At 66.5% G+C, this 23216-nt stretch carries 23 protein-coding genes and 2 pseudogenes; 8 read left to right on the forward strand and 17 right to left on the reverse strand.

From position 1 onward, the window contains the following. Positions 1 to 42: 42 nt before the first annotated feature. From SNOV_RS07875 to SNOV_RS07895, 5 genes are all read right to left on the reverse strand, one after another. Positions 43 to 1362 carry a TRAP transporter large permease gene (locus tag SNOV_RS07875; protein ID WP_013166390.1) on the reverse strand — a complete coding sequence of 440 codons (1320 nt, stop codon included), beginning with the start codon at positions 1360 to 1362 and terminating at the stop codon, positions 43 to 45. Beyond that, positions 1362 to 1868 carry a TRAP transporter small permease subunit gene (locus tag SNOV_RS07880; RefSeq protein WP_013166391.1) on the reverse strand — a complete coding sequence of 169 codons (507 nt, stop codon included), beginning with the start codon at positions 1866 to 1868 and terminating at the stop codon, positions 1362 to 1364. Before SNOV_RS07880 ends, SNOV_RS07875 begins: the two co-directional genes overlap by 1 nt. Positions 1869 to 1984: 116 nt before the next feature. Further along, positions 1985 to 2989: a TRAP transporter substrate-binding protein gene (locus SNOV_RS07885; RefSeq protein WP_013166392.1), complete on the reverse strand. Its 1005-nt coding sequence runs from the start codon at positions 2987 to 2989 to the stop codon at positions 1985 to 1987. Positions 2990 to 3098: 109 nt separating this feature from the next. Next, positions 3099 to 4622 carry a malonate--CoA ligase gene (locus tag SNOV_RS07890; protein ID WP_013166393.1) on the reverse strand — a complete coding sequence of 508 codons (1524 nt, stop codon included), beginning with the start codon at positions 4620 to 4622 and terminating at the stop codon, positions 3099 to 3101. 8 nt (positions 4623 to 4630) lie between these two features. Beyond that, positions 4631 to 5998, reverse strand: a complete 1368-nt coding sequence (locus SNOV_RS07895) for a malonyl-CoA decarboxylase (RefSeq protein WP_013166394.1) — start codon at positions 5996 to 5998, stop codon at positions 4631 to 4633. 186 nt (positions 5999 to 6184) lie between these two features. Between SNOV_RS07895 and SNOV_RS07900 the strand changes: the two genes are divergently transcribed. Next, positions 6185 to 6850 (forward strand): GntR family transcriptional regulator, encoded by a 666-nt coding sequence (locus SNOV_RS07900; RefSeq protein WP_013166395.1) that lies wholly within the window; start codon positions 6185 to 6187, stop codon positions 6848 to 6850. 22 nt (positions 6851 to 6872) lie between these two features. On the opposite strand, the gene SNOV_RS07905 is transcribed toward SNOV_RS07900, so the two are convergent. Continuing rightward, a complete protein-coding gene (locus tag SNOV_RS07905; protein ID WP_013166396.1) occupies positions 6873 to 7670 on the reverse strand; it encodes an alpha/beta fold hydrolase in 798 nt (265 codons plus the stop codon). A gap of 9 nt (positions 7671 to 7679) precedes the next feature. Further along, positions 7680 to 7929: pseudogene (locus SNOV_RS22885) on the reverse strand (proline racemase family protein); the annotation flags it as partial. 40 nt (positions 7930 to 7969) lie between these two features. Here SNOV_RS22885 and SNOV_RS07910 point away from each other — a divergent pair. The 3 genes and pseudogenes from SNOV_RS07910 to SNOV_RS24215 form a co-directional block, all read left to right on the forward strand. Further along, entirely contained in the window at positions 7970 to 8551 is a 582-nt protein-coding gene (locus SNOV_RS07910; RefSeq protein WP_244412902.1) for an ABC transporter ATP-binding protein, read from the forward strand. Next, positions 8503 to 8790, forward strand: coding sequence for an SDR family NAD(P)-dependent oxidoreductase (locus tag SNOV_RS07915; RefSeq protein ID WP_244412968.1), 288 nt, complete (start codon positions 8503 to 8505; stop codon positions 8788 to 8790). Before SNOV_RS07910 ends, SNOV_RS07915 begins: the two co-directional genes overlap by 49 nt. Beyond that, positions 8754 to 8834, forward strand: a pseudogene (locus tag SNOV_RS24215) (SDR family NAD(P)-dependent oxidoreductase); the annotation flags it as partial. The gene SNOV_RS07915 and the pseudogene SNOV_RS24215, both read left to right, overlap by 37 nt. 70 nt (positions 8835 to 8904) lie before the next feature. Here the strand turns inward: SNOV_RS24215 and arsH are convergent. From arsH to SNOV_RS07950, 7 genes are all read right to left on the reverse strand, one after another. Further along, positions 8905 to 9669 carry an arsenical resistance protein ArsH gene (arsH, locus tag SNOV_RS07920; RefSeq protein ID WP_013166397.1) on the reverse strand — a complete coding sequence of 255 codons (765 nt, stop codon included), beginning with the start codon at positions 9667 to 9669 and terminating at the stop codon, positions 8905 to 8907. Between the two features lie 87 nt (positions 9670 to 9756). After that, positions 9757 to 10818, reverse strand: coding sequence for an ACR3 family arsenite efflux transporter (gene arsB / locus SNOV_RS07925; protein WP_013166398.1), 1062 nt, complete (start codon positions 10816 to 10818; stop codon positions 9757 to 9759). 6 nt (positions 10819 to 10824) lie between these two features. After that, positions 10825 to 11652, reverse strand: a complete 828-nt coding sequence (gene arsC, locus SNOV_RS22895) for an arsenate reductase (glutaredoxin) (RefSeq protein ID WP_013166399.1) — start codon at positions 11650 to 11652, stop codon at positions 10825 to 10827. Between the two features lie 5 nt (positions 11653 to 11657). Then, a complete protein-coding gene (locus SNOV_RS07935) occupies positions 11658 to 12200 on the reverse strand; it encodes an arsenate reductase ArsC (protein ID WP_013166400.1) in 543 nt (180 codons plus the stop codon). After that, complete coding sequence (locus SNOV_RS07940) at positions 12193 to 12561, reverse strand: ArsR/SmtB family transcription factor (RefSeq protein WP_013166401.1); 369 nt, start codon at positions 12559 to 12561, stop codon at positions 12193 to 12195. Before SNOV_RS07940 ends, SNOV_RS07935 begins: the two co-directional genes overlap by 8 nt. A gap of 98 nt (positions 12562 to 12659) precedes the next feature. Continuing rightward, on the reverse strand, positions 12660 to 14096 hold the full coding sequence (locus tag SNOV_RS07945; RefSeq protein WP_013166402.1) for an MmgE/PrpD family protein: 1437 nt from the start codon (positions 14094 to 14096) through the stop codon (positions 12660 to 12662). Between the two features lie 20 nt (positions 14097 to 14116). After that, the gene (locus SNOV_RS07950; protein ID WP_013166403.1) at positions 14117 to 14785 is read right to left on the reverse strand and encodes an FCD domain-containing protein; all 669 of its coding nucleotides are present in this window, start codon (positions 14783 to 14785) and stop codon (positions 14117 to 14119) included. Between the two features lie 308 nt (positions 14786 to 15093). On the opposite strand from SNOV_RS07950, the gene SNOV_RS07955 reads away from it, so the two are divergent. Both SNOV_RS07955 and SNOV_RS07960 read left to right on the forward strand, forming a co-directional pair. After that, positions 15094 to 16023 carry an alpha/beta fold hydrolase gene (locus SNOV_RS07955; protein WP_013166404.1) on the forward strand — a complete coding sequence of 310 codons (930 nt, stop codon included), beginning with the start codon at positions 15094 to 15096 and terminating at the stop codon, positions 16021 to 16023. After that, a complete protein-coding gene (locus tag SNOV_RS07960; protein ID WP_013166405.1) occupies positions 16020 to 17630 on the forward strand; it encodes a rhodanese-like domain-containing protein in 1611 nt (536 codons plus the stop codon). Before SNOV_RS07955 ends, SNOV_RS07960 begins: the two co-directional genes overlap by 4 nt. Positions 17631 to 17749: 119 nt before the next feature. Here the strand turns inward: SNOV_RS07960 and SNOV_RS07965 are convergent, their stop codons facing one another. The 3 genes from SNOV_RS07965 to SNOV_RS07975 all read right to left on the reverse strand — a co-directional run bounded on the left by SNOV_RS07965 (position 17750) and on the right by SNOV_RS07975 (position 20819). Continuing rightward, on the reverse strand, positions 17750 to 19324 hold the full coding sequence (locus SNOV_RS07965; protein ID WP_013166406.1) for a tripartite tricarboxylate transporter permease: 1575 nt from the start codon (positions 19322 to 19324) through the stop codon (positions 17750 to 17752). A 9-nt stretch (positions 19325 to 19333) separates the two neighbouring features. After that, positions 19334 to 19837: a tripartite tricarboxylate transporter TctB family protein gene (locus SNOV_RS07970; RefSeq protein WP_041782091.1), complete on the reverse strand. Its 504-nt coding sequence runs from the start codon at positions 19835 to 19837 to the stop codon at positions 19334 to 19336. A gap of 61 nt (positions 19838 to 19898) precedes the next feature. Beyond that, positions 19899 to 20819: a tripartite tricarboxylate transporter substrate binding protein gene (locus tag SNOV_RS07975; protein WP_244412905.1), complete on the reverse strand. Its 921-nt coding sequence runs from the start codon at positions 20817 to 20819 to the stop codon at positions 19899 to 19901. Between the two features lie 504 nt (positions 20820 to 21323). Here SNOV_RS07975 and SNOV_RS07980 point away from each other — a divergent pair. Both SNOV_RS07980 and SNOV_RS07985 read left to right on the forward strand, forming a co-directional pair. Further along, a complete protein-coding gene (locus SNOV_RS07980) occupies positions 21324 to 22430 on the forward strand; it encodes an AbrB family transcriptional regulator (protein ID WP_013166409.1) in 1107 nt (368 codons plus the stop codon). Beyond that, complete coding sequence (locus tag SNOV_RS07985) at positions 22414 to 23208, forward strand: SDR family oxidoreductase (RefSeq protein WP_013166410.1); 795 nt, start codon at positions 22414 to 22416, stop codon at positions 23206 to 23208. Before SNOV_RS07980 ends, SNOV_RS07985 begins: the two co-directional genes overlap by 17 nt. Positions 23209 to 23216 lie beyond the last annotated feature (8 nt).

The raw sequence follows: 23216 nt of genomic DNA on the forward strand, positions 1-23216 counted from the left end.
TCGCTTTATCGATCTGCGATGACCGAGACGTCCGGGCCCGCTTTACAGCGGGCCCATGACGTAGGTGGGCAGCCAGGTGGCGATGCCCGGAAAGATGCTCAGTATGACGATGCCGAGCAGCATAAGCAGCACATAGGGCAGCGATCCGCTTAACACCTGCTGGGCCGGCACCTGCGGTGCGATGGCCTTCACCACAAACAGGTTGAGCCCCACCGGCGGGGTGATGAGGCCGATCTCCATGTTGATCGTCAGGATCACCGCGAACCAGTAGGGGTCGAAGCCCGAGGAGACGATGATCGGATAGAGCAGCGGCGCCGACATCACGATGATGGCGACCGGCGGCAGGAACATGCCGGCGACCAGCAGGAACAGGTTGATCAGCGCCATCAGCACCCAGCGGTTCACGTCAAGGCCGGCGATGACTCCCGCGACGGTCTGGGTGATGAAGAGCGAGGAGAGGGCGAAGGCAAAGAGCTCGGCCGACGCCATGATCATCATGATCATGACGCTTTCGCGCAGCGTGGACGAGAAGATCTCGAAGATCGGCTTCGGCTGGAACAGCCGGTACATCACGATGACCACGCCGAGCGTGAGGAAGGCACCCGCGCCGGCCGCCTCCGAGGGCGTCGCGACGCCGCCATAGAGCACGTAGAGCGTGCCGAGGATGATAATGAGGAACGGCGTGACCTTCGGTAGCGCCGCGAGCTTCTGGCCGAAGGTGAAGCGGTTGCTGCGCGTGCCGAAATCGAAGTTCTTCCGGCGGCAGTCGTAGAGCGCCCAGGCCATGAACATCGCCGTGAGCATGAGGCCGGGCATGACGCCCGCCAGGAACAGGCGGCCGATCGAGGTCTCGGTGGCGATGCCGTAGACGATCATCGTCACCGATGGCGGGATGAGGATGCCGAGTGTCCCGCCGGCGCAGATCGAGCCGGTGGCGACCGTGGCCGGATATCCGCGCTTGAGCATCTCGGGAATGCCCATCTTGCCGATGGCGGCGCAGGTCGCCGGGCTCGATCCGGTCATGCCGGCGAAGATGGCGCAGGCACCGAGATTGGAGATCACCAGCCCGCCGGGGACGCGGTTCAGCCAGCGGTCGAGCGCCTCATAGAGGTCGCGCCCGGCCGGCGTGGCGGCGACCGCCGCGCCCATGAGCACGAACATGGGGATCGACACATAGGCGAGGTTGGCGATGCCCGCGAACATGGTCTCGGCCAGCACCTCGAACACGCCGATGCCGTTGGCCATGAGAAGTCCGCCGATCGCCGTGAGGCCGAGGGCGAAGGCAATGGGCATGCCGGTGGCCAGCAGGACGAAGAGCAGGCCGATGACCAGCAGGCCGGAGGACGTGGGGGAGAGGCTCATCACGCGTGACCTTCGGCTTCATACGGACCGCGGAGGCGGCGGATCAGTTCGGCGACGTACTGGAGCGACAGGAACGCGAAGCTGACCGGCAGCGGCAGCAGCGGAATCCACAAGGTGATGGCGGCCACCGTCGAGGTGCGCCATTCGTTCACATAGGCCTCATGGAAGAAGATCGCGCTTGCGATCGTCATCAGGACCGCGAAGAGCAGGCCGAGGACGGCGCCGACGAGCCCGATGAGGCGCCTGGGGCCGGGCGGCAACGCGAGTTCGATCACGTCCACCCCGACATGGCCGCGCGTCTTCAGCACGTAGGGCGCGCCCAGGAACATGGCGGCCGTGGCCGAGAAGACGACGAAATCCGTCTGCCAGATCGTCGGCGCGCGGAAGACGTAGCGCAGGAAGATCATCTCGCAGATCACCAGCATCGCCGCGATGAGCAGCAGCCCGGCAATCAGGGCGGCGACTTTAGAGACGAGATCGACCGCTCGCAGGAACTGGTTGATCATGAAGAGCTTTCACTTGTCGGAGGGAAGGCTGCGCGACGGCGACGCCGTGGCGCCGCCCCAGATCGTAGGCGCGACGCTCCGCGACTCCCGGGACGGGAGTCGCGGAGCGAGGGGCGTCACTGGACGGACAAGGCCTTCTTGATCAGCTCGTCGCCGCCCTTCACCTTCTCGGCGAAGTTCTTGTAGGAGCTTTCCTGCGCCACCTTGAGCCAGGCGTCGTAATCGGCGGCGGACATCTCCACCACCTCGACGTTGGCCTTCTTGTAGGTGTCGATCAGCTTCTGGTCGCCCTTGCGGACTTCCTTGGAGAACCAGTCCTGCGCCTTCTTGCCCGCCGCGAGGATGGCCTTCTGCTGCGCCTCGTTGAGCTTGTCGAAGGACTGCTTCGACATCAGCACCGGCTCGTACATGAACCACAGCGCGTTCGCGCCCGGCGCCGTGAGGCACTTCACCTGCTCATAGAGGCGGTAGGAGACGAAGCTCTCCGAGGACGTGTTGGTGGCGTCGAGCACGCCCGTCTGCATGCCCGAATAGATTTCCGACGACGGCATGGAAGCGATGGAGGCGCCGGCGGCTGCCAGCATCTGCTCGAAGGCCGGACCCGCCGCGCGCGTGACCTGTCCCTTGATGCTGTCGGGGCCGGTGATGCAGCCCTTCTTGGAGGCGAAGGCGCCCGAGAGCCACGCATCGGCGATGACGATGGCGCCGTTCTTCTCGATGATGGCCTTGATGTCCTTCATGAAGGGAGAGTCGTTCAGGCGCTCGGCGCGCTCGAAATTGCGCACGAGGCCGGGCATCAGCGTGACGGAGAATTGCGGCACGCGGCCCGAGGCGTAGTCGAGCGGGAACGAAGAGAGGTCGAGCTGGCCCTTGGTGATCGCGCCCCACTGCTCGTTCGCCTTGAACAGCGACGAGCCCGGGAACACCTGGATCTTGAGGCCGACATTCGCCGCTTCGACGTCGCGGGCGATCATCTGCACCATCTCGTCGCGGGGGTCGCCCTTGCCGCCCGGGAACTGATGCGAAGCGCGCAGCGTGATGTCCTGCCCGAGGGCCGAGCCGGCGAAGGCCAAAGCGCAGCCCAGGGTCAGGGCGCGCGCGATCCGTTGCGTACCGTTCATGTTTTCCTCCTTTTCGCCCGCCTTCCGGCGGCTGTTGGCGTTTCCTCAGTGTCTTCTTGTCGGGTGGTTGTCCCGCCCGCCTTATGAATTGTCCGGCGCTGACCTTACGCTAGGCGCTCCGGCGGTAGATATCCTTGTAGCTGTCGCGCAGGACATTCTTCTGCACCTTGCCCATCGTATTGCGCGGCAACTCCTCGACGAAGAACACCCGCTTGGGCTGCTTGAACTTCGCCAGCCGGCCTTCCAGCGCCTGAAGGATGGTTTCCTCGGTCAGCCCCGCGTCTTTCTCGTGCACCACGACGGCGGTGACGCCCTCGCCGAAATCGGGATGCGGCACGCCGATGACGGCGCTTTCCACCACGCCCTCGATGGTGTCGATCTCGCCTTCGATCTCCTTGGGATAGACGTTGAATCCGCCGGTGATCACCAGGTCCTTGCCGCGGCCGACGATGTGCAGATAGCCGCGCGCGTCGATCTTGCCGAGGTCGCCGGTGATGAAGAAGCCGTCATGGAACTCGCTGGCCGTCTTTTCCGGCATTCGCCAGTAGCCCTTGGTCACGTTCGGGCCCTTCACCTCGACCATGCCGATCTCGCCGGCGGCGAGCTCCGCGCCCGAGGCGGGGTCGGTGATCCGTATGGTGACACCGGGCAGGGGAAAACCGACCGTGCCGGCGACGCGCTCGCCCTCATAGGGATTCGAGGTGTTCATGCAGGTCTCGGTCATGCCGTAGCGCTCGAGGATGGCATGGCCCGTCCGCTCGCGGAACGCGCGGTGGGTCTCCGGCAGCAGCGGCGCGGAGCCGGAGATGAACAGGCGCATATGCGCCGTTGCCTCCCGCGTCAGGCCGGGCTGGTCGAGCAGCCGGGTGTAGAAGGTGGGCACGCCCATCAGGCAGGTCGCACGGTCCATCAGCGCGATCGCCTCGCGCGGGTCGAACTTGGCGCGGAAGAACATCGACGCTCCGCTCAGCAGCACGATGTTCACGGCGACGAACAGGCCGTGGGTGTGGAACAGCGGTAGCGCGTGAATGAGCACGTCCTCACCGCTGAAGTGCCAGCACTCCTTCAGCGCCCGGGCATTGGAGAGCAGATTGCCGTGGCTCAGCATGGCGCCCTTGGCGCGGCCGGTGGTGCCGGAAGTGTAGAGGATGGCGGCGAGATCGTCCGATCCGCGCGGCACATCGTCGAAGCCGGGCGGGAACGCGGCCGCCGCGTCGGTGAGGGAGCCGGTGCCGTCGGCGCCCAGCGTCTCCACGCTCGGCACCCCCAGCTCGCCGGCCAGGGCGCGGGCCTCGGCCTCGATCTCCGGACGGCAGATGAACAGCGCGGGTTCCGCATCGCCGAGGAAGTAGCGCACCTCCTTCAGCGTGTAGGCTGTGTTGAGCGGGAGGTAGACCGCGCCCGCGCGCACGCAGGCGATATAGAGGGCGAGGCACGGCCAGGATTTCTCGACCTGCACCGCCACGCGGTCGCCCGGCTTCACGCCCCGCGCGACAAGGAGACCGGCGAGCCGGGCGGAGAGGGCCAGAAGCTCGCCATAGGTGGCGCTCGCCCCGTCCGTGAGCATGGCCAGAGGCTTGTCGGGCGAGGGGACGGCGGAGCGGATGGCGGCAAACAGGTGGTTCTCGGACATGGCGGCTTTCAGGTGACGGGAACGAGGGCGCTCGACGCGGTGTCGACCTTGACCAGCTTGCGCACATTCGCGCTGGCGACGATTTCGCCCTTGCCGGCAAAGGCTTCGTGGTTCTTCTCGATGTCGGCCGGAACGTATCGGTAGTTCACCATCAGCCCGGCGGCCTGGGCGATGCCCTTCGCCGACAGGTCGCCCATCGGGTTGATGCGTTCCAGCCGCGCACCATTGCCGAGATGGAAGCGGGCCACCGGATCGACCGGCCCGCCCTTCGACGTGCGGGCGGCGAGCAGGTAATAGGCGCCGAGGGAAGCGAGGACGTCCACCATCTCCTCGCGCAGTTCCGGCTTCTCCGCCCAGTCCGGGACATCGAGCTTCTCCAGTACCTTGCGGTCGGCGGCGGAAAGGACGGCGCTGCTTTCCGCCCGACGCTCGGCCTCCAGCCATTTGCGGAAGCCGGGCACGGGCGAAAGCGTGACGAAGGTCGAGAGGGAGGGAAGCTCGCGCGAGATCTCCTCAAGCACCTGCTTGATCAGGAAATTGCCGAACGAGACGCCGGCAAGGCCCTTCTGGCAGTTGGAGATGGAATAGAAGACGGCGGTGGTCGCTTCCCGGGGCTGCAACAGCTTGCGGGCCGGATCGAGGATCGGGAAGATCGCGCCCGGCGTCTCCTTCATCAGCGCGACCTCGACGAAGATCAGCGGCTCGTCGACCAGCGCCGGGTGGAAGAAGGCGTAGCAGCGCCGATCCGGCGAATCGACGCGCGAGCGCAGGTCGTCCCAGTCGCGGATGGCGTGGACGGCCTCATAGCGGATGATCTTTTCCAGGACATTGGCCGGCGTCGACCAGTCGATGCGCTTCAGCACCAGGAACCCCCGGTTGAACCACGACGAGAACAGGTGCGCGAAATCGCGGTCGACCTCGGCGAAGTCGCGCCGGCGAACCATCGCGTCCATGAGCTGCTCGCGCATGCGCACCAGGGATAGCGTGCCGCCCGGCGCGAGGTTGAAGCGGCGGAAGAGTTCCTGCCGGCGCGGTTCGCTCGCGCGGTGCAGGTCGGGCGCGGCGGCCAGCCCATTGCGCCCGTAGGCTTCGAGCGCAGCCGTGAGCCGGCGCGGATCGGGGCCGAACTTCTCGGCGAGCACCTCGAAGAAGGCGGTGCTCTCGCCGATCTTCATATGCGCGTAGCGGTCGAGGATGTCCGCGGCGAGGGCGACGCCGGAGGCTTCGCCACGCCCGGAAAGGAGGGCCTCGCAACGCTCCGCCAGCGTTTCCACCCGCGTCGCCCCGCTTACCCGATGCGAGCGGTCGAGCAGCGTGCGACCGCGCTCCGCGATGGAGGTCAGCAGGTCCGCTACGAAGGAGGTGTTCGATCCCATGGCTGTTCCAGCGTTCGATCTTCGCCAATGGCCCGCCGGCAGCAGCGGTGGCCTGGAGTACACGAGGACGGCAGCTTTGGTATCGAGTGAAGGCGAATCTGCATCTAAAGTCAATCATCAAGTATACAAGAACTGCCCTCTTGCATTGCGGCATGGAAGGTGGCTTCCTGCGTGCGGAGGTACGCCGTGCGTGGTGAGCAGACGCCGAGGCTTCGCGAAGCCCTTGAAGAAGACATCGTCTCGGGTCGCTTGCGCCCCGGGCAGAGGCTTGACGAGGCGAGCCTTGCCGAGCGCTTCGGCGTGTCGCGCACGCCGATCCGGGAGGCGCTGATCCAGCTGTCCGCCTCCGGTCTCATCGACATGCGACCCCGGCGGGGCGCCTATGTCGCGCTGCTCGGCCCGCGCGAACTCGTCGAATCCTTCGAGCTGATGGCGGAGATCGAGGCTTCCTGCGCGCGGCTCGCGGCCCAGCGGCTCGGAGCGGCCGACCGCGCCGCGATCAACGAGGCGCACGCGGCCTGTTGCGAGGCCGTGGCGGCAGGCGACGACGATGCCTATTACCCGGCCAATGCCCGCTTCCATGCGGCGATTTACACGGCGACAGGAAACCGTGTTCTGCGGGCCGAGGCGATACGGCTACAGACGGCGTTGCAGCCCTATCGGCGCCTCCAATTGAAGGTGCCGCGGCGCATAGCGGCATCGCTCGCCGAGCATGAGGCCATCCTGCAGGCCCTGCTGGCAGGAGATGGTGTCAGCGCCGCCGAGCGGATTCGTGCCCATGTGCTGGTGCAGGGCGAACGATTCATGTCGCTGCTCGCCGCCTTGCAGGAGGAAACCGAGACGGCCGACTGAGCTTGCGCCACGATCGGGCAAGCTAGAGAGGTTTTCCGCACAGGAATTCCCCGACATGCCGCGCGAACAGGTCGGCACTCGTGCGCGGGTAGAAATGCCCGCCGTCGAGCTCGACGAGCTTCGCGCCGGGTATGGAGCGGGCGATGCGCTCGGACTGCTCGAAGGGGATCATCGCGTCGTCACGACCGCCCACGACCAGGGCCGGCGCTTCGATGCGACCGAGATCGGCCGCGCGGTCGTAAGCCAGCAACATGCGGATGCGGGCCGCCGTCACGGCAAGCGGAGCAAGGGTCTCGTTCGCCCGGCCGGTGGCGGCTTCGAGCTCTTCCTCATGGGCGGCTATCCAGTCCGCGTCATAGCCGAGCACATGAGTGAAGGCCTGGTAGATGTCCGCGCGGCCGGCTTCGAGCAGTGCCAGACGCGCTCGGAACAGCGTGCGGAAGCGCGCATCGGGGGAGGGCCAACTGCCCGAGACAACGACGCTCCCGATCCGCGCCGGCGCGTCCGGCGCCAGGGTCTGGACTACCGTGCCGCCCGTCGAATGGCCGACGAGATGCGCGCGCGAACAGCCTTCCGCGTCCACGATCGCCAGCACATCCCCGGCGATGGCCTCGATCGTGTAGGGACTATCCGGCCGGTCGCTCCGGCCGGCGCCCCGGTGATCGACAAGGAGCAGGCGAAATTGTCCTTCGAGCCGGTCGGCAACCGGCTCCCAGAAGCGTCCGTCGCCGCCGAGGCCGGGGATCAGCACCACCGGCTCGCCCTGGCCGCGCACCTCGTAATGCACGCGGCAGCCGTCGGATGCGGTCATCAGCGGCATGACGGATCCTCAGATCGGCTGCTCGCCGGTATAGCTCGGCCAGGTATCGCCGAGCCGATAGCCGTCCGGGAAGGGATCGGTCGGGTCGAGCACATGTGCCGCGCAGGCGGCCGATGAACTCCGTGTCGATCAGCGAACGATGGATGAATCGCTCGCCGATCCCGAGCTCGCCGCGCGCATGCAGCACCGCCATGCGGGCACAGGTGCCTGTGCCGCAGGGTGAGCGGTCGTGCCGCCCGGGCGAGACGATGACCGTGTTCTTCGAACTCGCACCAACATCGAAGTGCAGGAGGCATATCTTGGCCAGCCAGGAGCCATCAGGGACATCGAAGCCGCTGCTCGCGGTCGACGCAATCGAGTCCGGCTACGGGAGGGTGAAGGTCTTACATGGCATCAGCCTTGAGGTGCTCCCCGGCGAGGTCATCTGCATCATCGGCCCGAACGGCGCCGGCAAGACGACGCTGCTGCGCACCATCAGCAGGCTGAACAAGGCGACGCGCGGTTCCATCCGCTTCAAGGGCAAGGAGGTCACCGGCCTCAAGCCGCACCAGGTGGTGCGGCGCGGGCTAGGGCACTGCCCGGAGGGGCGGCGGGTGTTCCAGCTCTCCGTCGAGGAGAATCTCATCACGGGCTATGTCGCCGGGCGCGGCAAGAGCTTCGCCGAGCTGCGCGACCAGGTCTACGGGCTGTTCCCGATCCTCGGCGAGCGCCGCCACCAGTCGGCCGGCCGGCTTTCGGGTGGCCAGCAGCAGATGGTCGCCATCGGCCGCGCGCTGATGGGCAGCCCGGAGCTGCTGCTTCTCGACGAGCCTTCGCCTCGTGGTTCGGCAAGATCGGCAAGCCGAGCTATGCGGCGTACTCCGCCTCCAAGGCGGCGGTGATCGGCTTCACCCAGGCGCTGGCCGCCGAAGTCGCGCCCCTCGGCGTCAACGTCAACGCAGTGTGCCCGGGCTCCATCGTCGGCACGCGGATGCGCGACGATGCCGACCGCATGTCGCGCGAGCAGGGGCTGCCGACGGCCAAGGAGCGCGAGCATCTCATCCGGTCGGCCGCGTCGGCCTGCCGGATGACATTGCCCGCGTCGTTGCTTTCCTCGCCTCCGACGAGTCCGCCTACATGACCGGCCAGGCGATCAACGTCACCGGCGGACTATGGATGAACTGACCTAGCCCGCTGCGTTGGCGGGGCTGGCCGGGCTGAAAAAACGATCCGCTGAGGCGAAGCTTCTTGAGATTCAATTGGATTGTCCGGCGCTAGGGAGCATCGCCGCTTCCGCCAGCCTGCGAGCCTCGTTTTCGGCCTTTTGCGCCGTCTCGCGCCGCTCGCTGTAGCGGCTGGTGAAGTATTCCGTCCGGTCGCGGGTCAGCAGCGTGAACTTCACCAGTTCCTCCATCACATCCACGACCCGGTCGTAATAGGGAGAGGACTTCATGCGGCCCGCCTCGTCGAACTCCTGAAACGCCTTCGCGACGGAGGACTGGTTCGGGATGGTCAGCATGCGCATCCAGCGTCCGAGGACGCGCAACGCATTGACCGCATTGAACGACTGGGAGCCGCCGCTGACCTGCATCACCGCGAGCGTGCGGCCTTGCGTGGGGCGGATGCCGGCCACCTCCAGCGGTATCCAATCGATCTGGCTCTTGAAGACGCCCGTGATGGTTCCGTGCCGCTCCGGGCTGCACCACACCTGGCCCTCGGACCATGCTGAAAGAGCGCGAAGCTCCTGCACCTTGGGATGATCCGGCGACACGCTGTCGGGCATCGGCAAGCCGCGTGGATCGAAGATGCGCGGCTCGGCGCCCATTCTTCGCAGCAGCCGCGCCGCCTCTTCCACCAGCAGTCGGCTGTAGGAGCGCTCCCGCAGGGAGCCATACAGCAGCAGGATGCGGGGCGGGTGGGTCGAGGGCTCGCGCCCAGCCAGCTTCCCGTGGTCCGGCAGATCGAGATGGGCCGAATCCAGGGCGGGGAAGGCGTCATCGGGCGGTGTATCGGACGGCATGGCGAGATCTATGCAGCTTGAAGGGAAGGGCGGGAAGACGCAGCCGCAGACGAGAAGCCGGGAACGAGCGGGGCTGGCGCGTCATGGTCACGACGGGCGAGGGTCCTGATGCGCCGGGCGGGCGGCGGGACGTCCCTCGTACCAACCCTTGGACCGATTCACGAGCCAGACCACCGTTAGCATCACCGGCACCTCGATCAGCACGCCGACCACCGTGGCGAGCGCGGCGCCGGACTGGAAGCCGAACAGGCTGATGGCCGCGGCCACCGCGAGTTCGAAGAAGTTGGAAGCGCCGATCAGCGCCGATGGCCCCGCGACGCAGTGCTGTTCCCCGGACAGGCGATTGAGCAGATAGGCAAGGCCGGCATTGAAGTAGACCTGAACAAGGATCGGCACCGCCAACAGCCCGATGACCAGCGGCTGGCGGAGGATCTGCTCGCCCTGAAACCCGAACAGCAGCACCAGCGTTGCGAGGAGGGCGACCAGCGACAGCGGCTGCAGGCGGTCGAGCAGACGGAGCAGGGCGGCCTCGCCGCCACGCGCCAACAGGCTGCGGCGCACCGCCTGCGCGAGTATCACCGGCACGAGGATGTAGAGCACCACCGACAGCAGCAGCGTGTCCCACGGCACGGTGATGGCGGACAGCCCCAGCAGCAGCCCCACGATGGGCGCGAAGGCGAACACCATGATGGCGTCGTTCAGCGCCACCTGCGACAGGGTGAAATGCGGCTCGCCCCTCGTGAGGTTCGACCAGACGAACACCATCGCGGTGCAGGGTGCGGCGGCAAGGATGATCAGTCCGGCAATGTAGCTGTCGATCTGGTCCGCCGGCAGATAGGGGCGGAACAGGTAGCCGATGAACAGCCAGCCGAGAGCGGCCATGGAGAACGGCTTCACCGCCCAGTTGACGAACAGCGTGACGCCGATGCCACGCCAATGCTGCGCCACCTGACCCAGGGCCGAGAAGTCGATACGCAGCAGCATGGGCACGATCATCAGCCAGATGAGCGCGGCAACGGGCAAGTTGACCTTGGCGATCTCGGCCGTTCCGATGATCTGGAACAGGCCGGGAAAGAGATGCCCCAGCGCGACGCCGGCGATGATGCAGAGGCCGACCCACACGGTCAGATAGCGCTCGAATGTCGTCATGGTGCCTCAGAGCAGGATGCGGCGGGTGAGAAGGGGAGCCGTGCTCGGGCAGAGCGACGCAAATTGCGGCGTCTGCGCCAGGCCCTCGGGAGCGGCGTCGCTGGGGCCGACTGCGAAGCCCAGCCGTTCGAAGAACGCGGCGGCGGAGGTCGTCAGCGCCCACGCCTTGCGCCCGCCGGCATCGAATGCCCGGCTCATGAGCAGCAGGACGATGTTGCGCCCGATCCCCGCGCCCCGGGCCGCCGGCACGACGAGGAGCGAGCGCAGAAGTGCGTCTTCGCCGCTCATCTCGATGCCGGCATAGCCGACCAGCGTGCCGCTGAGCGTCCGGTAGCTGTAGAACCGGCCGGCGGACGACCGAAGATCGTCCGTGGGCAGCCCTACCTCGCGCAGGGCCTTGGCTAGGCGCGGGTCGCTCGCGGCCACCTGCTCGTCGCGCAGGAACGGGCTGCCGTCGTCCTTGTCGAGGTCGACGTTCGGCAGGACCGGCAGAAGGTCCAGAACCGTCTCCGAGGGCCGGCACAATTTGACCCCGAGGGGCGTCACGACAATCGGTCGGTTGAGGAGGATGGGATGCTCCGCCACAGCGGCCAGCAGCGCCGCGTCGTCCAGCGTCGAGTCGTCGAGGCCGAGTTCCTTGAACGGCGTCCCGCGCTCGCGCAGGAGGTTCCGCAGTGGCCAGCCGATGCGGCTGGCGAGCTGCAGCAGCATGGCCGGCGTCGGCGGTGTCTTCAGATATTCAATGACATGCGGCTCGATGCCGGCATGGCGGATCAGCGCCAGCGTATTGCGCGACGTGCCGCAGTCGGGATTGTGATAGACAATGATGTCCATAGCCGTCAGGCCACGTCGGGGCGCCGCGCGGTCCCGCCTTCGAGCTGGCCGATCTCACGCAGTCTTGTGCCCAGTGCGACACCGTCGAGGCTCTTGAGCGGCAGCGCGACGAAGACCGCGATGCGGTTCCTCAGATAGTGGAACGTATCGGCGAAGGCCGCTTCCTTCTGGATGTCCGATCCCTCGACGGCGGCAGGATCCTCGATGCCCCAATGCGCCGTCATGGGTTGCCCCGGCCATACGGGGCACGCCTCGCCGGCCGCGTTGTCGCAGACGGTGAAGACGAAATCCATCACCGGGGCATCGGGCGAGGCAAACTCGCTCCATGACTTGGAACGAAAGCCCTCCGCCGGATAGCCGAGGCGCTCCAGCGTCTTGAGGGCGATCGGATGCACCGCGCCCTTCGGCTGGCTTCCGGCCGAGAAGGCGCGGAATTTTCCGCTGCCCAGCTTGGTCAGGATGCTTTCGGCGAGGATGGAGCGCGCCGAATTCCCGGTGCAGAGAAACAGCACATTGTAGACGCGGTCGCTGGTTGTGGCGTCAGTCATGGACAGGCTCACTGTCAGTCGTTGCGGGAGGGCAGCAGGGCGAAAGTTCCGCGAGCAGCGGCGCGCATACCTCCGGCCGCCCCGCGCAGCAGTTCTGCACGAGGAAGCTCGCGAGCTCGCTCACGGCCGCAAGATGGGCGCGATAGATGATCGTTCGGCTTTGACGTTCGGCGCCGATGAGGCCCGCGCGCGTGAGCACGGCGAGGTGCGTCGACATCGTGTTATGCGGCACCGCCAGCCGGCGCGCGACTTCGCCCGCGGGCAAGCCGTGGGGTTCCTGCTCGATCAGCAGTCGGAAGACGTCGAGGCGGGTCGACTGCGCGAGCGCGGCGAAGGCGAGAATGGCTCTCTCTTGGTCCATGTGTCGAGAATAGTCGACACATGGAGATGATTCAAGCGCGACGTCGTGAATCCGAAGAATGGCAGCACCCTTCCGGGTGCCGCCAATTTGCTTGCCGTCTAGCCGGCCACGGCTTCGAGTTGGTCGACCTCCGCCGCCGACAGCAGGTTCATGAGCCGCGCGATGTCCGCGCCGGTGTCGAGGCTGCGGGCGAGGGCGAGGACCTCCTTCTGCGCCCGCTCGTCCAGCACGCCTTCCGCGCACATGTGGAACTTGCCGTCCAGATCGGCATCGCTGATGGGGTTCAGAGGTCCGCCGCGATAGCGCTCGTCGGCCCACTGCACGAGGGTGCGCCCGTCCTTGGTCTCCACCTCGATGCGCGACCGTATGAGGTCGTAGCCAAGCGCGTCGATTTCCGGATCACCGACCACGTCGGTGCGCGCCTGGAGGTCCTGCATCGCCGGGCCGGCGACGAAAGCGTCCTCGAATTCGTGATGACTGGCGCGGCGGCGCAGCACGATCATCGCCAGCAGCGCCGGCATGGAGAACTTCGCCTGGAGGTGGTTGCGGGCGATCGGGTAACGGATCGGCTCGATAATGTTCTTGCCGGCGAAGAAGCGGATGCGGGCAACCTCGTCCGGCTTCAGGTCATGGTCGAGCACCAGCTTGAGCATGGCGTCCATCGACTGGTGCGTGAGGATGCCGGACGGGTAAGGCTTGATCGACACGCCGGGGCTGACGATGGTCAGCGGCGCGCCGAAGCCCTGCGCCGCCTTGGCCGGATCGAAGCCCTCGCCCATCACCGAGAAGAACCCCCACGGGCCGTCGAGCGCGGTCGGATCGGCATCGAAGCCGCGCGCGGCCAGCAGCGCGGCGGTGACGCCGTTCTCGCTGGCCCGGCCGACATGCAGCGGCTTGGTCATGGTGCCGAAATTGACCCGAATGCCGGCCGCAAGGCTCGCGGCGATGCCCAGCGCATGAGCGAGGCGCGGGCCGGTCAGCCCGAGAAGCTTCGCCGCGGCGACGCAGGCGCCGAAGGTGCCGACCGTGCCGCTCGAATGGTGTCCACGCCGATAGTGGATCGGCAGCATCCATTCGGAGATCTTGCACTCCACCTCGAAGCCGAGTTGGAAGGCCAGCATGATCTCGCGCCCGTCACGCTGCCCGAACATGTTCGCGACCATGAGCGCTGCGGTCAGCGGCGGAACGGTCGGATGCGTCAGCAGGCCGTAGACATGCGCGGGATCGTGCGAGACCTGCGTGTCGTCCCAGTCATGCGCGTGACCGGCCGTGCCCCAGACGCGCGCGGCGAGGGGAGCCGGGACTCGCCGCTTGCCGGCGGCCGGCAGCGGCGCGTCGGCGCGTCCGCCCTGATCGAGCGCGTCCTCGATCAGGATGCGTACGGAAGGCTCCCGGCTGCCGGCGAGATAAAGACCCAGGGCATCGACGATGCAGCGACGGCCAATGTCCAACGCCTCGGCCGGAAGGTCGTCATAGGTCGTCGTCTCGACGAACCGAAGCGTGGCGCTGGTGATGCCGGTCTCGGCAGCGTTCATGAAGTCCACTCCTTAAGAAGCTAGGCGAGATTGGAACCGGCGAGCAGGCGCTTCCTGGCCGACATGACATGGGCCATATGCGCCGCCTGCGCGCGGTCGGGGTCGTGAGCCGCGATGGCTTCCACCATCTCGCGGTGTTCACGGTTGGACTCCTGCATCGAGCGCCCCATCGTGAGGTTGCGGGCGCGGTAGAGCTGAAGTTGCTTGATGAGCGAGAGGTATTGGCTGGCCAGCACCGGATTGGCCGCGTGGCCGACGATGTATTCGTGCAGGGCGAAGTTCTCCTGCAGGTAGCGCTCCGTTTCTCCGGCCGCGATCGCCTCATCCATTGCGGCGACGAAGCCGCGCAGGGTGACAATCTCGTCGTCGGTGGCGCGGATCGCCAGCAGACGGCCGGCGAGGGCGAAGAGAAACGCCCGGACCTCGTAGATCTGCGCGGCCTGAGCCGGCGTCAGCCGGCGGACGAACACGCCGCGGTTCGGAACCTGGTCGATCAGCCCGCTCGCCTCGAGCGAACGCAGCGCCTCCCGGATCGGCCCCCGGCTGGTGCCGAAACGAAGGGTGAGTTCCTTCTCGTTGATCCGGTCGCCTGGCGCGTACTCGCCTCCAAGGATGACCCGCTGGATTTCCTCTTCGATGAGCATGGGCAGGGAGCAGGACTTCAGCAGTTCGATCGCGGGCGTGGGCATTCGCTCCTCCGTCGTGGCGGCGATCCAATGCTGGTTTCGTTCGCGTGTCAATTGTCGATTGTAGGACAACTTAGGAAAGCAGCAGAATTCATCCGTCGCTGCTTCGCGCGGTTCCGTCGATTCCCCCTGGTCGTCGGTCCTTGGCGAAGACTCCTTCGCCTGTCGGTATCTGGAGCAAGACGGCGGTGGTTCCTCCATGCTCATCGGGCTCTGAATCCAGTCCATTTCACCATGGTCGGCGACGTCTGAATTGTTGACAGTTATCAGTTATGCGATAGACCGGAGTTGCTTAAAATGGAGGAAGCGCCATGGCCGTCCTAGAAGCCGTACCGGAGCTCGTGCCGTCGACAAGATTGATGGAGGGTTTCTCGTTCCAGCGCATCAAGACGCGGGGCGCAGAGATCAATGTCGCCACGGCGGGGGAGGGGCCGCCGCTGCTTCTCATCCACGGCAACCCGCTCACGCTCGTGAGCTGGCACAAGGTTGCCCCCTCGCTCGCTCGGGACTTCTCCGTCGTGGCGATCGACATGCGCGGCTATGGCGACAGCTCGAAGCCCTATGGCGGCGAGGATCATTCGGGCTATTCGTTCCGCTCCATCGGCGAGGATGCCTTCGACGTCATGGACGCGCTGGGCCACAAGACCTTCGGGGTCGCCGGCCATGACCGGGGCGCGCGCGTCGGGTTCCGCATGTGCCTCGACCAGCCCGAGCGCATCACCCGCTACGCCGCGCTCGACATCGTGCCGACCCACCACGTCCTGAACAACATCACGCTGGGATGGGCCCGCGAGAGCTATCACTGGTTCTTCATGGCGCAGAAGGCGCCGTTCCCGGAGAAGCTGCTGGGCGCCGATCTCGACTACTACATGCGCTACAAGCTCAACAAGAAGGGCGTCGGTCTCGACATCTTCACGCCGGAGGCGATGGAGGAATACATACGCTGCGCCACCCATGAGCAGATCCACGCGGTCTGCGAAGATTATCGCGCCACCGTCACCGTCGATCTCGACATGGACACGGCGGATTACGGCAAGCGGCGCATCACCTGCCCGACTATGGTGATCTGGGGCGACAACAGCCATTGCGGCCGCCACTTCAAGCCGGTCGAGGCGTGGGCGGAATGGGCCGACGACCTGGTCGGCTTCTCCGTTCCGACAGGCCATTATCCCGCCGAACACCGGCCGGATCTCATCTACGCCGCCTTCTACCGCTTCTTCCGCGGTGAGCCGGTGGCATGACCTTCGCGCGCGTGACGGCGGAGACGGCTAAGAGCCGTCTTCATGCCGGAGACGAGGTGGCCTTCCTCGACGTTCGCGAGGCGGCCGCCTTCGGCGACGGGCATCCGCTCTTCGCGATCCCTTGTCCTTATAGTCGGCTGGAACTGTCGGCAATTTCGCTGGTTCCGCGTCCGGACTGTCCGGTTCTCCTTATCGACGACGGCGACGGCGTGGCGGAGAAAGCGGCACGGCGCCTCGCCGCCTGCGGCTACACCGATGTCGCGGTCGTCGAGGGCGGCATGCCGGCCTGGACAGCGGCCGGCTTCGGCGTCTTCGCGGGCGTCAACGTGCCCAGCAAGACGCTCGGCGAGCTGCTCGAGCATGAGCATCACCCGGAGATGATCGACGCCGCGACGCTGGCTCTCTGGCAGCGCGAGGGCAGGCCGCACGCCTTCTTCGATGCGCGTCCGCCGGGCGAGTTCGCCAAGATGCGCATCGCCGGCGCCCGCTGCGTGCCGAATGGCGAACTGGCACATCGCCTCGCCGCCGCGGTCCCGGACGAGGAGACGCCCATCGTCGTCACCTGCGCCGGCCGCACGCGCGGCATCGTCGGCACGCTCGGCCTGCGTGCGCTCGGCGTGCGCAATCCGCTCTATGCGCTCGAAAACGGAACGCAGGGCTGGGCGCTCTCGGGACTGCCGCTCGATCGCGGCGCACAGGCCGATCCGATGCCGACATTGGATGAAGAGGCCACGGCCATCAGCCGCCAGCGCGCGGACCGCCTCATCGCCGCCGCTCGACTGTCCCGCGCGACCGTCGCACAGGCGCAGTCCTGGCTCGCCGAGGGAAACCGCACGACCTTCCTGTTCGACCTGCGCAGCGCTGCCGAGCGGTCGGCCCTGCCGGTGCCGGGCGCCGTTCCCGCGCTCACCGGGCAGCTCGTGCAGGCGACCGATCAGTACGTCGGCGTCCGCCATGCGCGGCTGATCCTGATGGACGACACCGGGCTGCGGGCCGGGCTCGCCGGCCTCTTCCTGCGTGCGCTGGGTTTCGAGGTGCATGTGCTCGCGCTGGGCGATGACAGCGGTGCCGGCGTTCCGGTGGTACCGCCCCTGTCGCTGACCCCTCCGGCGTCGCCGCCGGAAATCGGCCCCCGCGCTGCCTGGGCGGCGACGCTTCAAGGTGTCCCTCTCTTCGATCTGCGCTCCTCTTCGGAGTGGGAGGAGCGGCGCCTGAGCTGTGCGCGACGGGCCATGCGAACGGATCTGCCGGACGTCGTGCCTACCAGCGTGAGCCGTGTGCTCCTGCAAGGCGAGGCCGGCGTCGTGGCGGCGGCCAGCGTCGACCTTGCGGAGACGGGCATTGCCGCGCAATGGCTGTCGGCCGATTTCGACGCCTGCGCAGCGGCTGGCTGGCCGGTCGAGACGGCGCGTCGTCCGTTGGACCGCCATCTCGCCCGCGACCGGGTGTGGTTCGTGCACGACCGGCACGACGGCAATGCCGAGGCGTCCCGCCGCTATCTGGCTTGGGAGATGGGCCTCATCGCGCAGCTCGATGCCGAGGAGCGTTCGGCTTTCGGCACCGTGCCCATCGACGAACTCGTGGAAGCGCCCCTGTCGGCCTCTTGAAGATCCTGCCGCGGCCAGCGGCGGGGTTTTCCTCCTGGAAGCCGGACATCTCGTCGGACAAAAAAGAGGGGCGGACCTGTGTCCGCCCCTGAAGATCGCCGAAATCAGATGGCGACGGATCAGCTCTTCGTCGCATGGCTGCCGGCACGGTTGGCAGCGTCCTCCTGCTGCAGGCGCAGCATGGCAGCTTCCTCTTCCGCTTCGGCCTTGTTCTGCCGGCGCTTGCCCCACGCGGTCATCCCCAGCGAGAGCAGCATCACCCCGATGATGGCGAGCGCACCCGGGCGTTCGAACAGGTAGAGCGGGTTGCCGCCGCTGAGCTGGTAGGAACGCAGGAACTCGGTTTCCAGCATCCGTCCCAGCAGGATGCCGACGACGACCGCCGACACCGGATATTGGTAGCGCTGCAGGGCAAAGCCGAGCAAGGCGAAGACGAACAGCGTGATCGGTCCTGCCGTCTCGCCGGTGACGGCATAGGTGCCGAGCGTGGCGATGACCAGGATCGCCGGCAGCACATAGCGCGTGCGCACCTTCACGATGTTGCTGGCGACGTAGATGAACCCGATGCCGACCGCCAGCAGCACGATGGCCTGGACGATGTTGTTGAGGATGATGGCGTAGACCATCGGCTTCTGCGTTTCGATGAAGCTCGGGCCGGGCACGATGTTGTGCATCATGAAGGCCGCGATCAGGATCGCCGTGGCGCCGCCGCCGGGGATGCCGAGCGCCAGCATGGTCGCCATGGAGCCGCCCTCGGCGCTCGCCACGGCGGATTCCGCCGCAACCACGCCTTTCGGGTTGCCCTTGCCGAAGGTCGCGCTGTCCTTGGCGGTCCGCTTGGTCTCGGCATAGGCGATGAGGTTGCCGATGGACGAGCCGACGCCCGGCACAGCACCGATGACGATGCCGATGATCGAACCGCGCAGCAGAACGCCGGGGAATTTCATCGTGCCCCAGCAGCCCTTCAATATGCGGCGCACGCTCACTTCGCGCGAGCCCTCGGCCTCGATGATGTAGTCGCGGCCGGCAAGGCTGAGCAATTGGCCGGCGGCAAGCAGGCCGATCATCGCCGGGATGGGCGAGATTCCGTCGAGCAGGACGGGTATGCCCATGGTGCCCCGGGTGAAGCCGGCAGTGTTCATGCCGATCGTACCGAGCAATATGCCGAGGGCGGCGGCGAGCAGGCCGCGACTGATATAGGTCGATCCCAGCGAACCGAGCAGCAGCATGCCCCATATCGCCACGGCGAACATCTCCAGCGGTCCGATCCGCAGGACGATGTCGGCGAGCGGCTCGACCACCAGCAGCAGCAGCAGATAGCCGCCGATGCCGCAAATGGTGGAGGCGAAGAGCGCGTAGCCGAGCGCCTCATTGTGCTCGCCCTTCTTCGACATGGCGTAGCCGTCGAAGGTCGTCGCGAAGGACGACGGCGATCCGGGAATGTTCATCAGGATCGCCGGCACCGAGCCGCCGAAGCCCGCCCCGGTATACACGGAGGTCAGGAAGACGATCGCCGAGAAGAAGTCCATGTACAGCGACATCGGCAGCACGATCGCCATGGCCATGGTGATCGAGATGCCCGGTATCGCGCTGAAGACGAGGCCGACGATCAGGCCGGGAACGATCCATCCCCAGGACCCGACCGAGGAGAACATGATGCCGAGGGCATCCTGGAAGGCCGAAATATCGATCATGTCGTGGCCTCACAGGAAGGTAGTGAACATAGGGAAGGGGATCAGCGCCCGGAAGCCGTAGACGGCCACAAGCGTCACTGCGAGCGAGAAGCCGAGGAGGTGCAGCGGGCGGCGCTCGCCGCAAACGGCCATTGCCGCGGCGGTGAACAGGAAGATGCCCACGTCGAAGCCGACCACGTCGAGCAGGAAGACCAGCAGACCGAGCGCGGCACCGAGGATCGCCATCCGGATGATGTCGGAGCGCTCGGAGGGGAGCGTCGGCGAGAGCGGGTCCTGTTCCTTCGGCGATTTGGCAAGCTGCTCGTCAACCCGGTGAAAACACTGCGGAATTATGAAGAGGTACATGGCCAAGGCGAAAAGCGCGACCGGCTCCACCAGAAGCAGGTTGTTGACGCTCAGGGACACGCTGCGGGCATCCAGCAGATACCAGAATATAGCTGCGGCGATGAGCGTGATGAGGGCGAGATGCCCATAGTCGATGATGTATCTGTGCTGACCGATACGCATCGTCATCTCCATTCTTGAAGGTGGAGGGCGAACGCGCGACCGGCGTCCGCCCTCCTGGCGATGCGAACTACTTCAACAGGGCAACGTACTTCGCCATCTTGGAGGCGTTGTCGCGATAGGCCTTGTCGGAAGCCTCCGGGCCGTACCACGTCGTGGCCAGTTCCTGCTTCTCCAGCGCCTCGATCGCCTGCGGGTTCTTGCTCGCGCGTTCGACGGCGCCGGCGAGGAACTTGTAGATATCGGGCTGCTCGTTCTTCAGCTTGGTGGTGACCGCCCAGCCACGCTGCGAGCCCTCGACGAAGTCGCTCTTGACGCCGCTTTCCGCGAGCAGAGGCGCGCTCGGATACCAGTCGACCTTCTCGGCCGCGAAGATGGCGAGCGGGCGGATCTTGGTCTTGAGAGGCAGGAAGCCCTCGCCGCCGACGAAGCCGACGTCGACCTGCGCACCCGCGGTCGCATTGCGGGCCGGTCCGCCTCCGTCATAGGTGACGACGCGCAGCTTGGTGGGGTCGATCTCCGACGCCTGCATGGCGAGCACCATGTTGGCATAGTCCGCCGAGGCGGGCTGCACGCCGATGCTGAGACTGGAGGGATCCTTCTTCAGCTTCTCGATGACTTCAGCGAAGGTCTTGATAGGGCTGTCCGCCGAGGTCGCCGCAAGCGTGTAGTCACGCGAGGGCAGATTCAGCATCGAGAAGTCTTCGACCTTGTAGGGCGCGCCCTGCAGGAGCACAGTGAGCGGAATGTAGGGGGCGGCGGAGGTGCACATGATGCTGTAGCCGTCCGCCGGCTGGTTGAGCGCGTAGGAATTGCCGAGCTGGGTGCCGGCGCCGGGCTTGTTCACGATCACCAGCGGCTGGCCCAGCTCCTTTTCGAGATAGGGCGCGAAGGCGCGGGACAGCCGGTCATTGTAGCCGCCGGTGGCGAACGGCACGATGACGTTGATCGGGCGCGACGGATAGTTCGCCGCCCGTAGAATCGACGGCATCGCGACGAGCCCGCCGGTGACTGCAAGGCCCCCGGCAGCGATCCTGAATGTGTCTCTGCGTGTGAAATTGGTCATGGTTTCCTCCCGCCGTTCCATCTGAGTTTGCGTGGCCGGCGACGATGCGCGGATCGGCCTAATGGATTGAGCAGCGCAAGACTGTTCTTGATGTCGTCAACTGTCAACAGATTTGGGGCGCGCATGCTTATTTCGGTGCACTGCATCCGTGATCGGCGTGCCCGATTTCGCAGCGCGAGATCGAATTATTCCTAGACAAATCTATATTTTCTAGGCCGCGCCCGGCATTCTGCATGTCAACGACGAGCGATCGCGGTGTTGACAGTTGTCAATCTGAATGGCTGTATCGCCTCAAGGTATCCGCCGGCGTTCGCCGCTGCGAGATGGATGCCAGGGAGGTTGCATGTTCACCTGCGGCTCGGGCAGTGGCCCCCTATCTTCATACTGGTCCCTGACGACCGCGCTTCCGCACCGGGAGCTGCGCGCCTGATGGACGATGTTTCGCAGAAGCGGGTCGCCGCGCGTGCGGAACGGCATCCGCCGGGCAAGTGGTGGCTGCGTGTCGGCCTCACCTATGCGTCCGCCGTTGCGGCGGGATACGTGGCGTCGCGGCTGCACGTACCGCTGCCCTGGATGTTGGGGCCGCTCTTTGTCTGCGGCACGCTCATGGTCCTTGGCGTGCCGCTCCAGGCGGCACCGCACATGCGCGAGATCGGCCAAGTGATCGTTGGCCTCGCCATCGGCATGCGTTTCACGCCGGCTCTCCTGCTGGTTTCGCTGGAACTGCTCCCGGCCATGCTCGCGGCGACGTGCTACATCATCACCGCCACCTTCGTGGGCGCGCTGATCATGCGGCCCATCGCCAGGATCGATCCCACAACGGCCTTCTTCGCCACGGCTGCGGGCGGCATGGCCGACATGGCGGTGGTGGCCGCGGCACGCGGGGGCGACACGACGGCCGTTTCCATCGTGCATGCGCTGCGGGTCACGACGGTTGTCAGCGTGGTTCCGTTCCTCGTCTTTGCCTTCGGGGAGCAGGGGACGATCAATTCCGTCGACGCGGGCGCCGCCAGCGATCTGCCGACGCTGCTGCTTGGGCTCGCCGTCGCCTATCTCGGTGCGCGTCTGCTGCGCCCCACCGTCATCCCCAACCCGTGGCTGCTCGGCTCCCTTCTGCCGAGCGCGGCACTCGGGGCCTCTGGCCTGCTGAGCGTCGTCGTGCCGGGCGTGATGATCATCGCCGCACAGGTCATGATCGGCGTCTGGCTCGCCATGCGTTTCCGGCGGGACCTGTTCGTCCGACTGCCGCGCGTGGCCTTCGGCGGTCTGGTGGTGGCGCTCCTGCTGGTCGCGGCGGCGGGGCTCGGGGCGGAAATGCTCTCCCTGGCGACCGGGCTTCCGATGACCACGAGCTTTCTTGCGCTCGCGCCGGCGGCCATCACGGAAATGGTGCTGACCGCCAAGGCCATGCATGCCGACGCCGAGCTGGTGACCGCCTTTCACATCGTCCGCATCGCGGTGATCGCGTCGACGATACTCCTGGTCTTCCGGGTCTACCGCTATGTGCTGAGGGGGTACTATGGATCTCGGGTTTGAGGGCCGCCGCGCCCTCGTCATCGGTGGCAGCTACGGCATCGGCGAGGCGACGGCCGAGATATTCCTGCGCGAGGGGGCCGAGGTCATCATCGCCTCCCGCAGCCGCGCCAATCTCGAGGCGGCATGCGGCCGGCTCGCGGCGGTAACCGGCCGGACGCCGGCCATTGCCGTGGCCGATCTCGTGACCGAGCCGGATGGCGCCACGGCGCTCCTTGCCCAGGCAGGCGAACGCTGGGGAGCGCTCGACATCCTCGTCAGCGCGGTCGGCGGAAGCGTCCGCGCCGATTTCGACACCCTGTCGGATGAGGACTGGCTCGGCAGCTACCAGTTCAACGTGCTCTCCACGATCCGCGCCGTGCGGGCCGGCCTGCCCTTGCTGGAGCAGGGCAGGGCGCCCGCGATCGTCACGCTGGGCGCGGCGGCCGCCAAGATGCCCTACGCGCATCAGGTGATGACCAACGTGCACAAGGCCGGCCTTATCGGCCTCGTCAAGACGCTGGCGCTGGAGTTCGCGCCCAAGGGCATCCGCATCAACAGCGTCGGCCCGGGCCGGACCAGGACCCCGCTCTGGATCTCGCGGGCGAGCCGCATGGCCGACGAGCGGTCCGTGTCCATCGAGGAGATCTTCGAGGAGTTCTCCGAGGAGATTCCGCTGCGGCGCTTCGCCAAAGCATCCGAAATCGCCGTGATGGTCGCCTGGCTGGCCAGTCCGCTCGCGAGCTACGTCACCGGCCAGGTCGTCAATGTCGATGGCGGGATCGCCCGCGGATTGTTGTGAAGGAGAAC

The organism is Ancylobacter novellus DSM 506 (assembly GCF_000092925.1).
Lineage (GTDB): Bacteria > Pseudomonadota > Alphaproteobacteria > Rhizobiales > Xanthobacteraceae > Ancylobacter > Ancylobacter novellus.

Coding starts and splice junctions, on each gene's coding strand:
- SNOV_RS07895 (WP_013166394.1), bottom strand. CDS start 5,998: ATGGGATCGAACACCTCCTTCGTAGCGGACCTGCTGACCTCCATCGCG.
- arsB (WP_013166398.1), bottom strand. CDS start 10,818: ATGACGACATTCGAGCGCTATCTGACCGTGTGGGTCGGCCTCTGCATC.
- SNOV_RS07935 (WP_013166400.1), bottom strand. CDS start 12,200: ATGACTGACGCCACAACCAGCGACCGCGTCTACAATGTGCTGTTTCTC.
- SNOV_RS07875 (WP_013166390.1), bottom strand. CDS start 1,362: ATGAGCCTCTCCCCCACGTCCTCCGGCCTGCTGGTCATCGGCCTGCTC.
- SNOV_RS07955 (WP_013166404.1), top strand. CDS start 15,094: ATGGCCGTCCTAGAAGCCGTACCGGAGCTCGTGCCGTCGACAAGATTG.
- SNOV_RS07950 (WP_013166403.1), bottom strand. CDS start 14,785: ATGCCCACGCCCGCGATCGAACTGCTGAAGTCCTGCTCCCTGCCCATG.
- SNOV_RS07880 (WP_013166391.1), bottom strand. CDS start 1,868: ATGATCAACCAGTTCCTGCGAGCGGTCGATCTCGTCTCTAAAGTCGCC.
- arsH (WP_013166397.1), bottom strand. CDS start 9,669: ATGCCGTCCGATACACCGCCCGATGACGCCTTCCCCGCCCTGGATTCG.
- SNOV_RS07940 (WP_013166401.1), bottom strand. CDS start 12,561: ATGGACCAAGAGAGAGCCATTCTCGCCTTCGCCGCGCTCGCGCAGTCG.
- SNOV_RS07905 (WP_013166396.1), bottom strand. CDS start 7,670: ATGCCGCTGATGACCGCATCCGACGGCTGCCGCGTGCATTACGAGGTG.
- SNOV_RS07890 (WP_013166393.1), bottom strand. CDS start 4,622: ATGTCCGAGAACCACCTGTTTGCCGCCATCCGCTCCGCCGTCCCCTCG.
- SNOV_RS07965 (WP_013166406.1), bottom strand. CDS start 19,324: ATGATCGATATTTCGGCCTTCCAGGATGCCCTCGGCATCATGTTCTCC.
- SNOV_RS07945 (WP_013166402.1), bottom strand. CDS start 14,096: ATGAACGCTGCCGAGACCGGCATCACCAGCGCCACGCTTCGGTTCGTC.
- SNOV_RS07885 (WP_013166392.1), bottom strand. CDS start 2,989: ATGAACGGTACGCAACGGATCGCGCGCGCCCTGACCCTGGGCTGCGCT.
- SNOV_RS07980 (WP_013166409.1), top strand. CDS start 21,324: ATGGACGATGTTTCGCAGAAGCGGGTCGCCGCGCGTGCGGAACGGCAT.
- SNOV_RS07970 (WP_041782091.1), bottom strand. CDS start 19,837: ATGACGATGCGTATCGGTCAGCACAGATACATCATCGACTATGGGCAT.
- arsC (WP_013166399.1), bottom strand. CDS start 11,652: ATGGACATCATTGTCTATCACAATCCCGACTGCGGCACGTCGCGCAAT.
- SNOV_RS07960 (WP_013166405.1), top strand. CDS start 16,020: ATGACCTTCGCGCGCGTGACGGCGGAGACGGCTAAGAGCCGTCTTCAT.
- SNOV_RS07975 (WP_244412905.1), bottom strand. CDS start 20,819: ATGCCGTCGATTCTACGGGCGGCGAACTATCCGTCGCGCCCGATCAAC.
- SNOV_RS07985 (WP_013166410.1), top strand. CDS start 22,414: ATGGATCTCGGGTTTGAGGGCCGCCGCGCCCTCGTCATCGGTGGCAGC.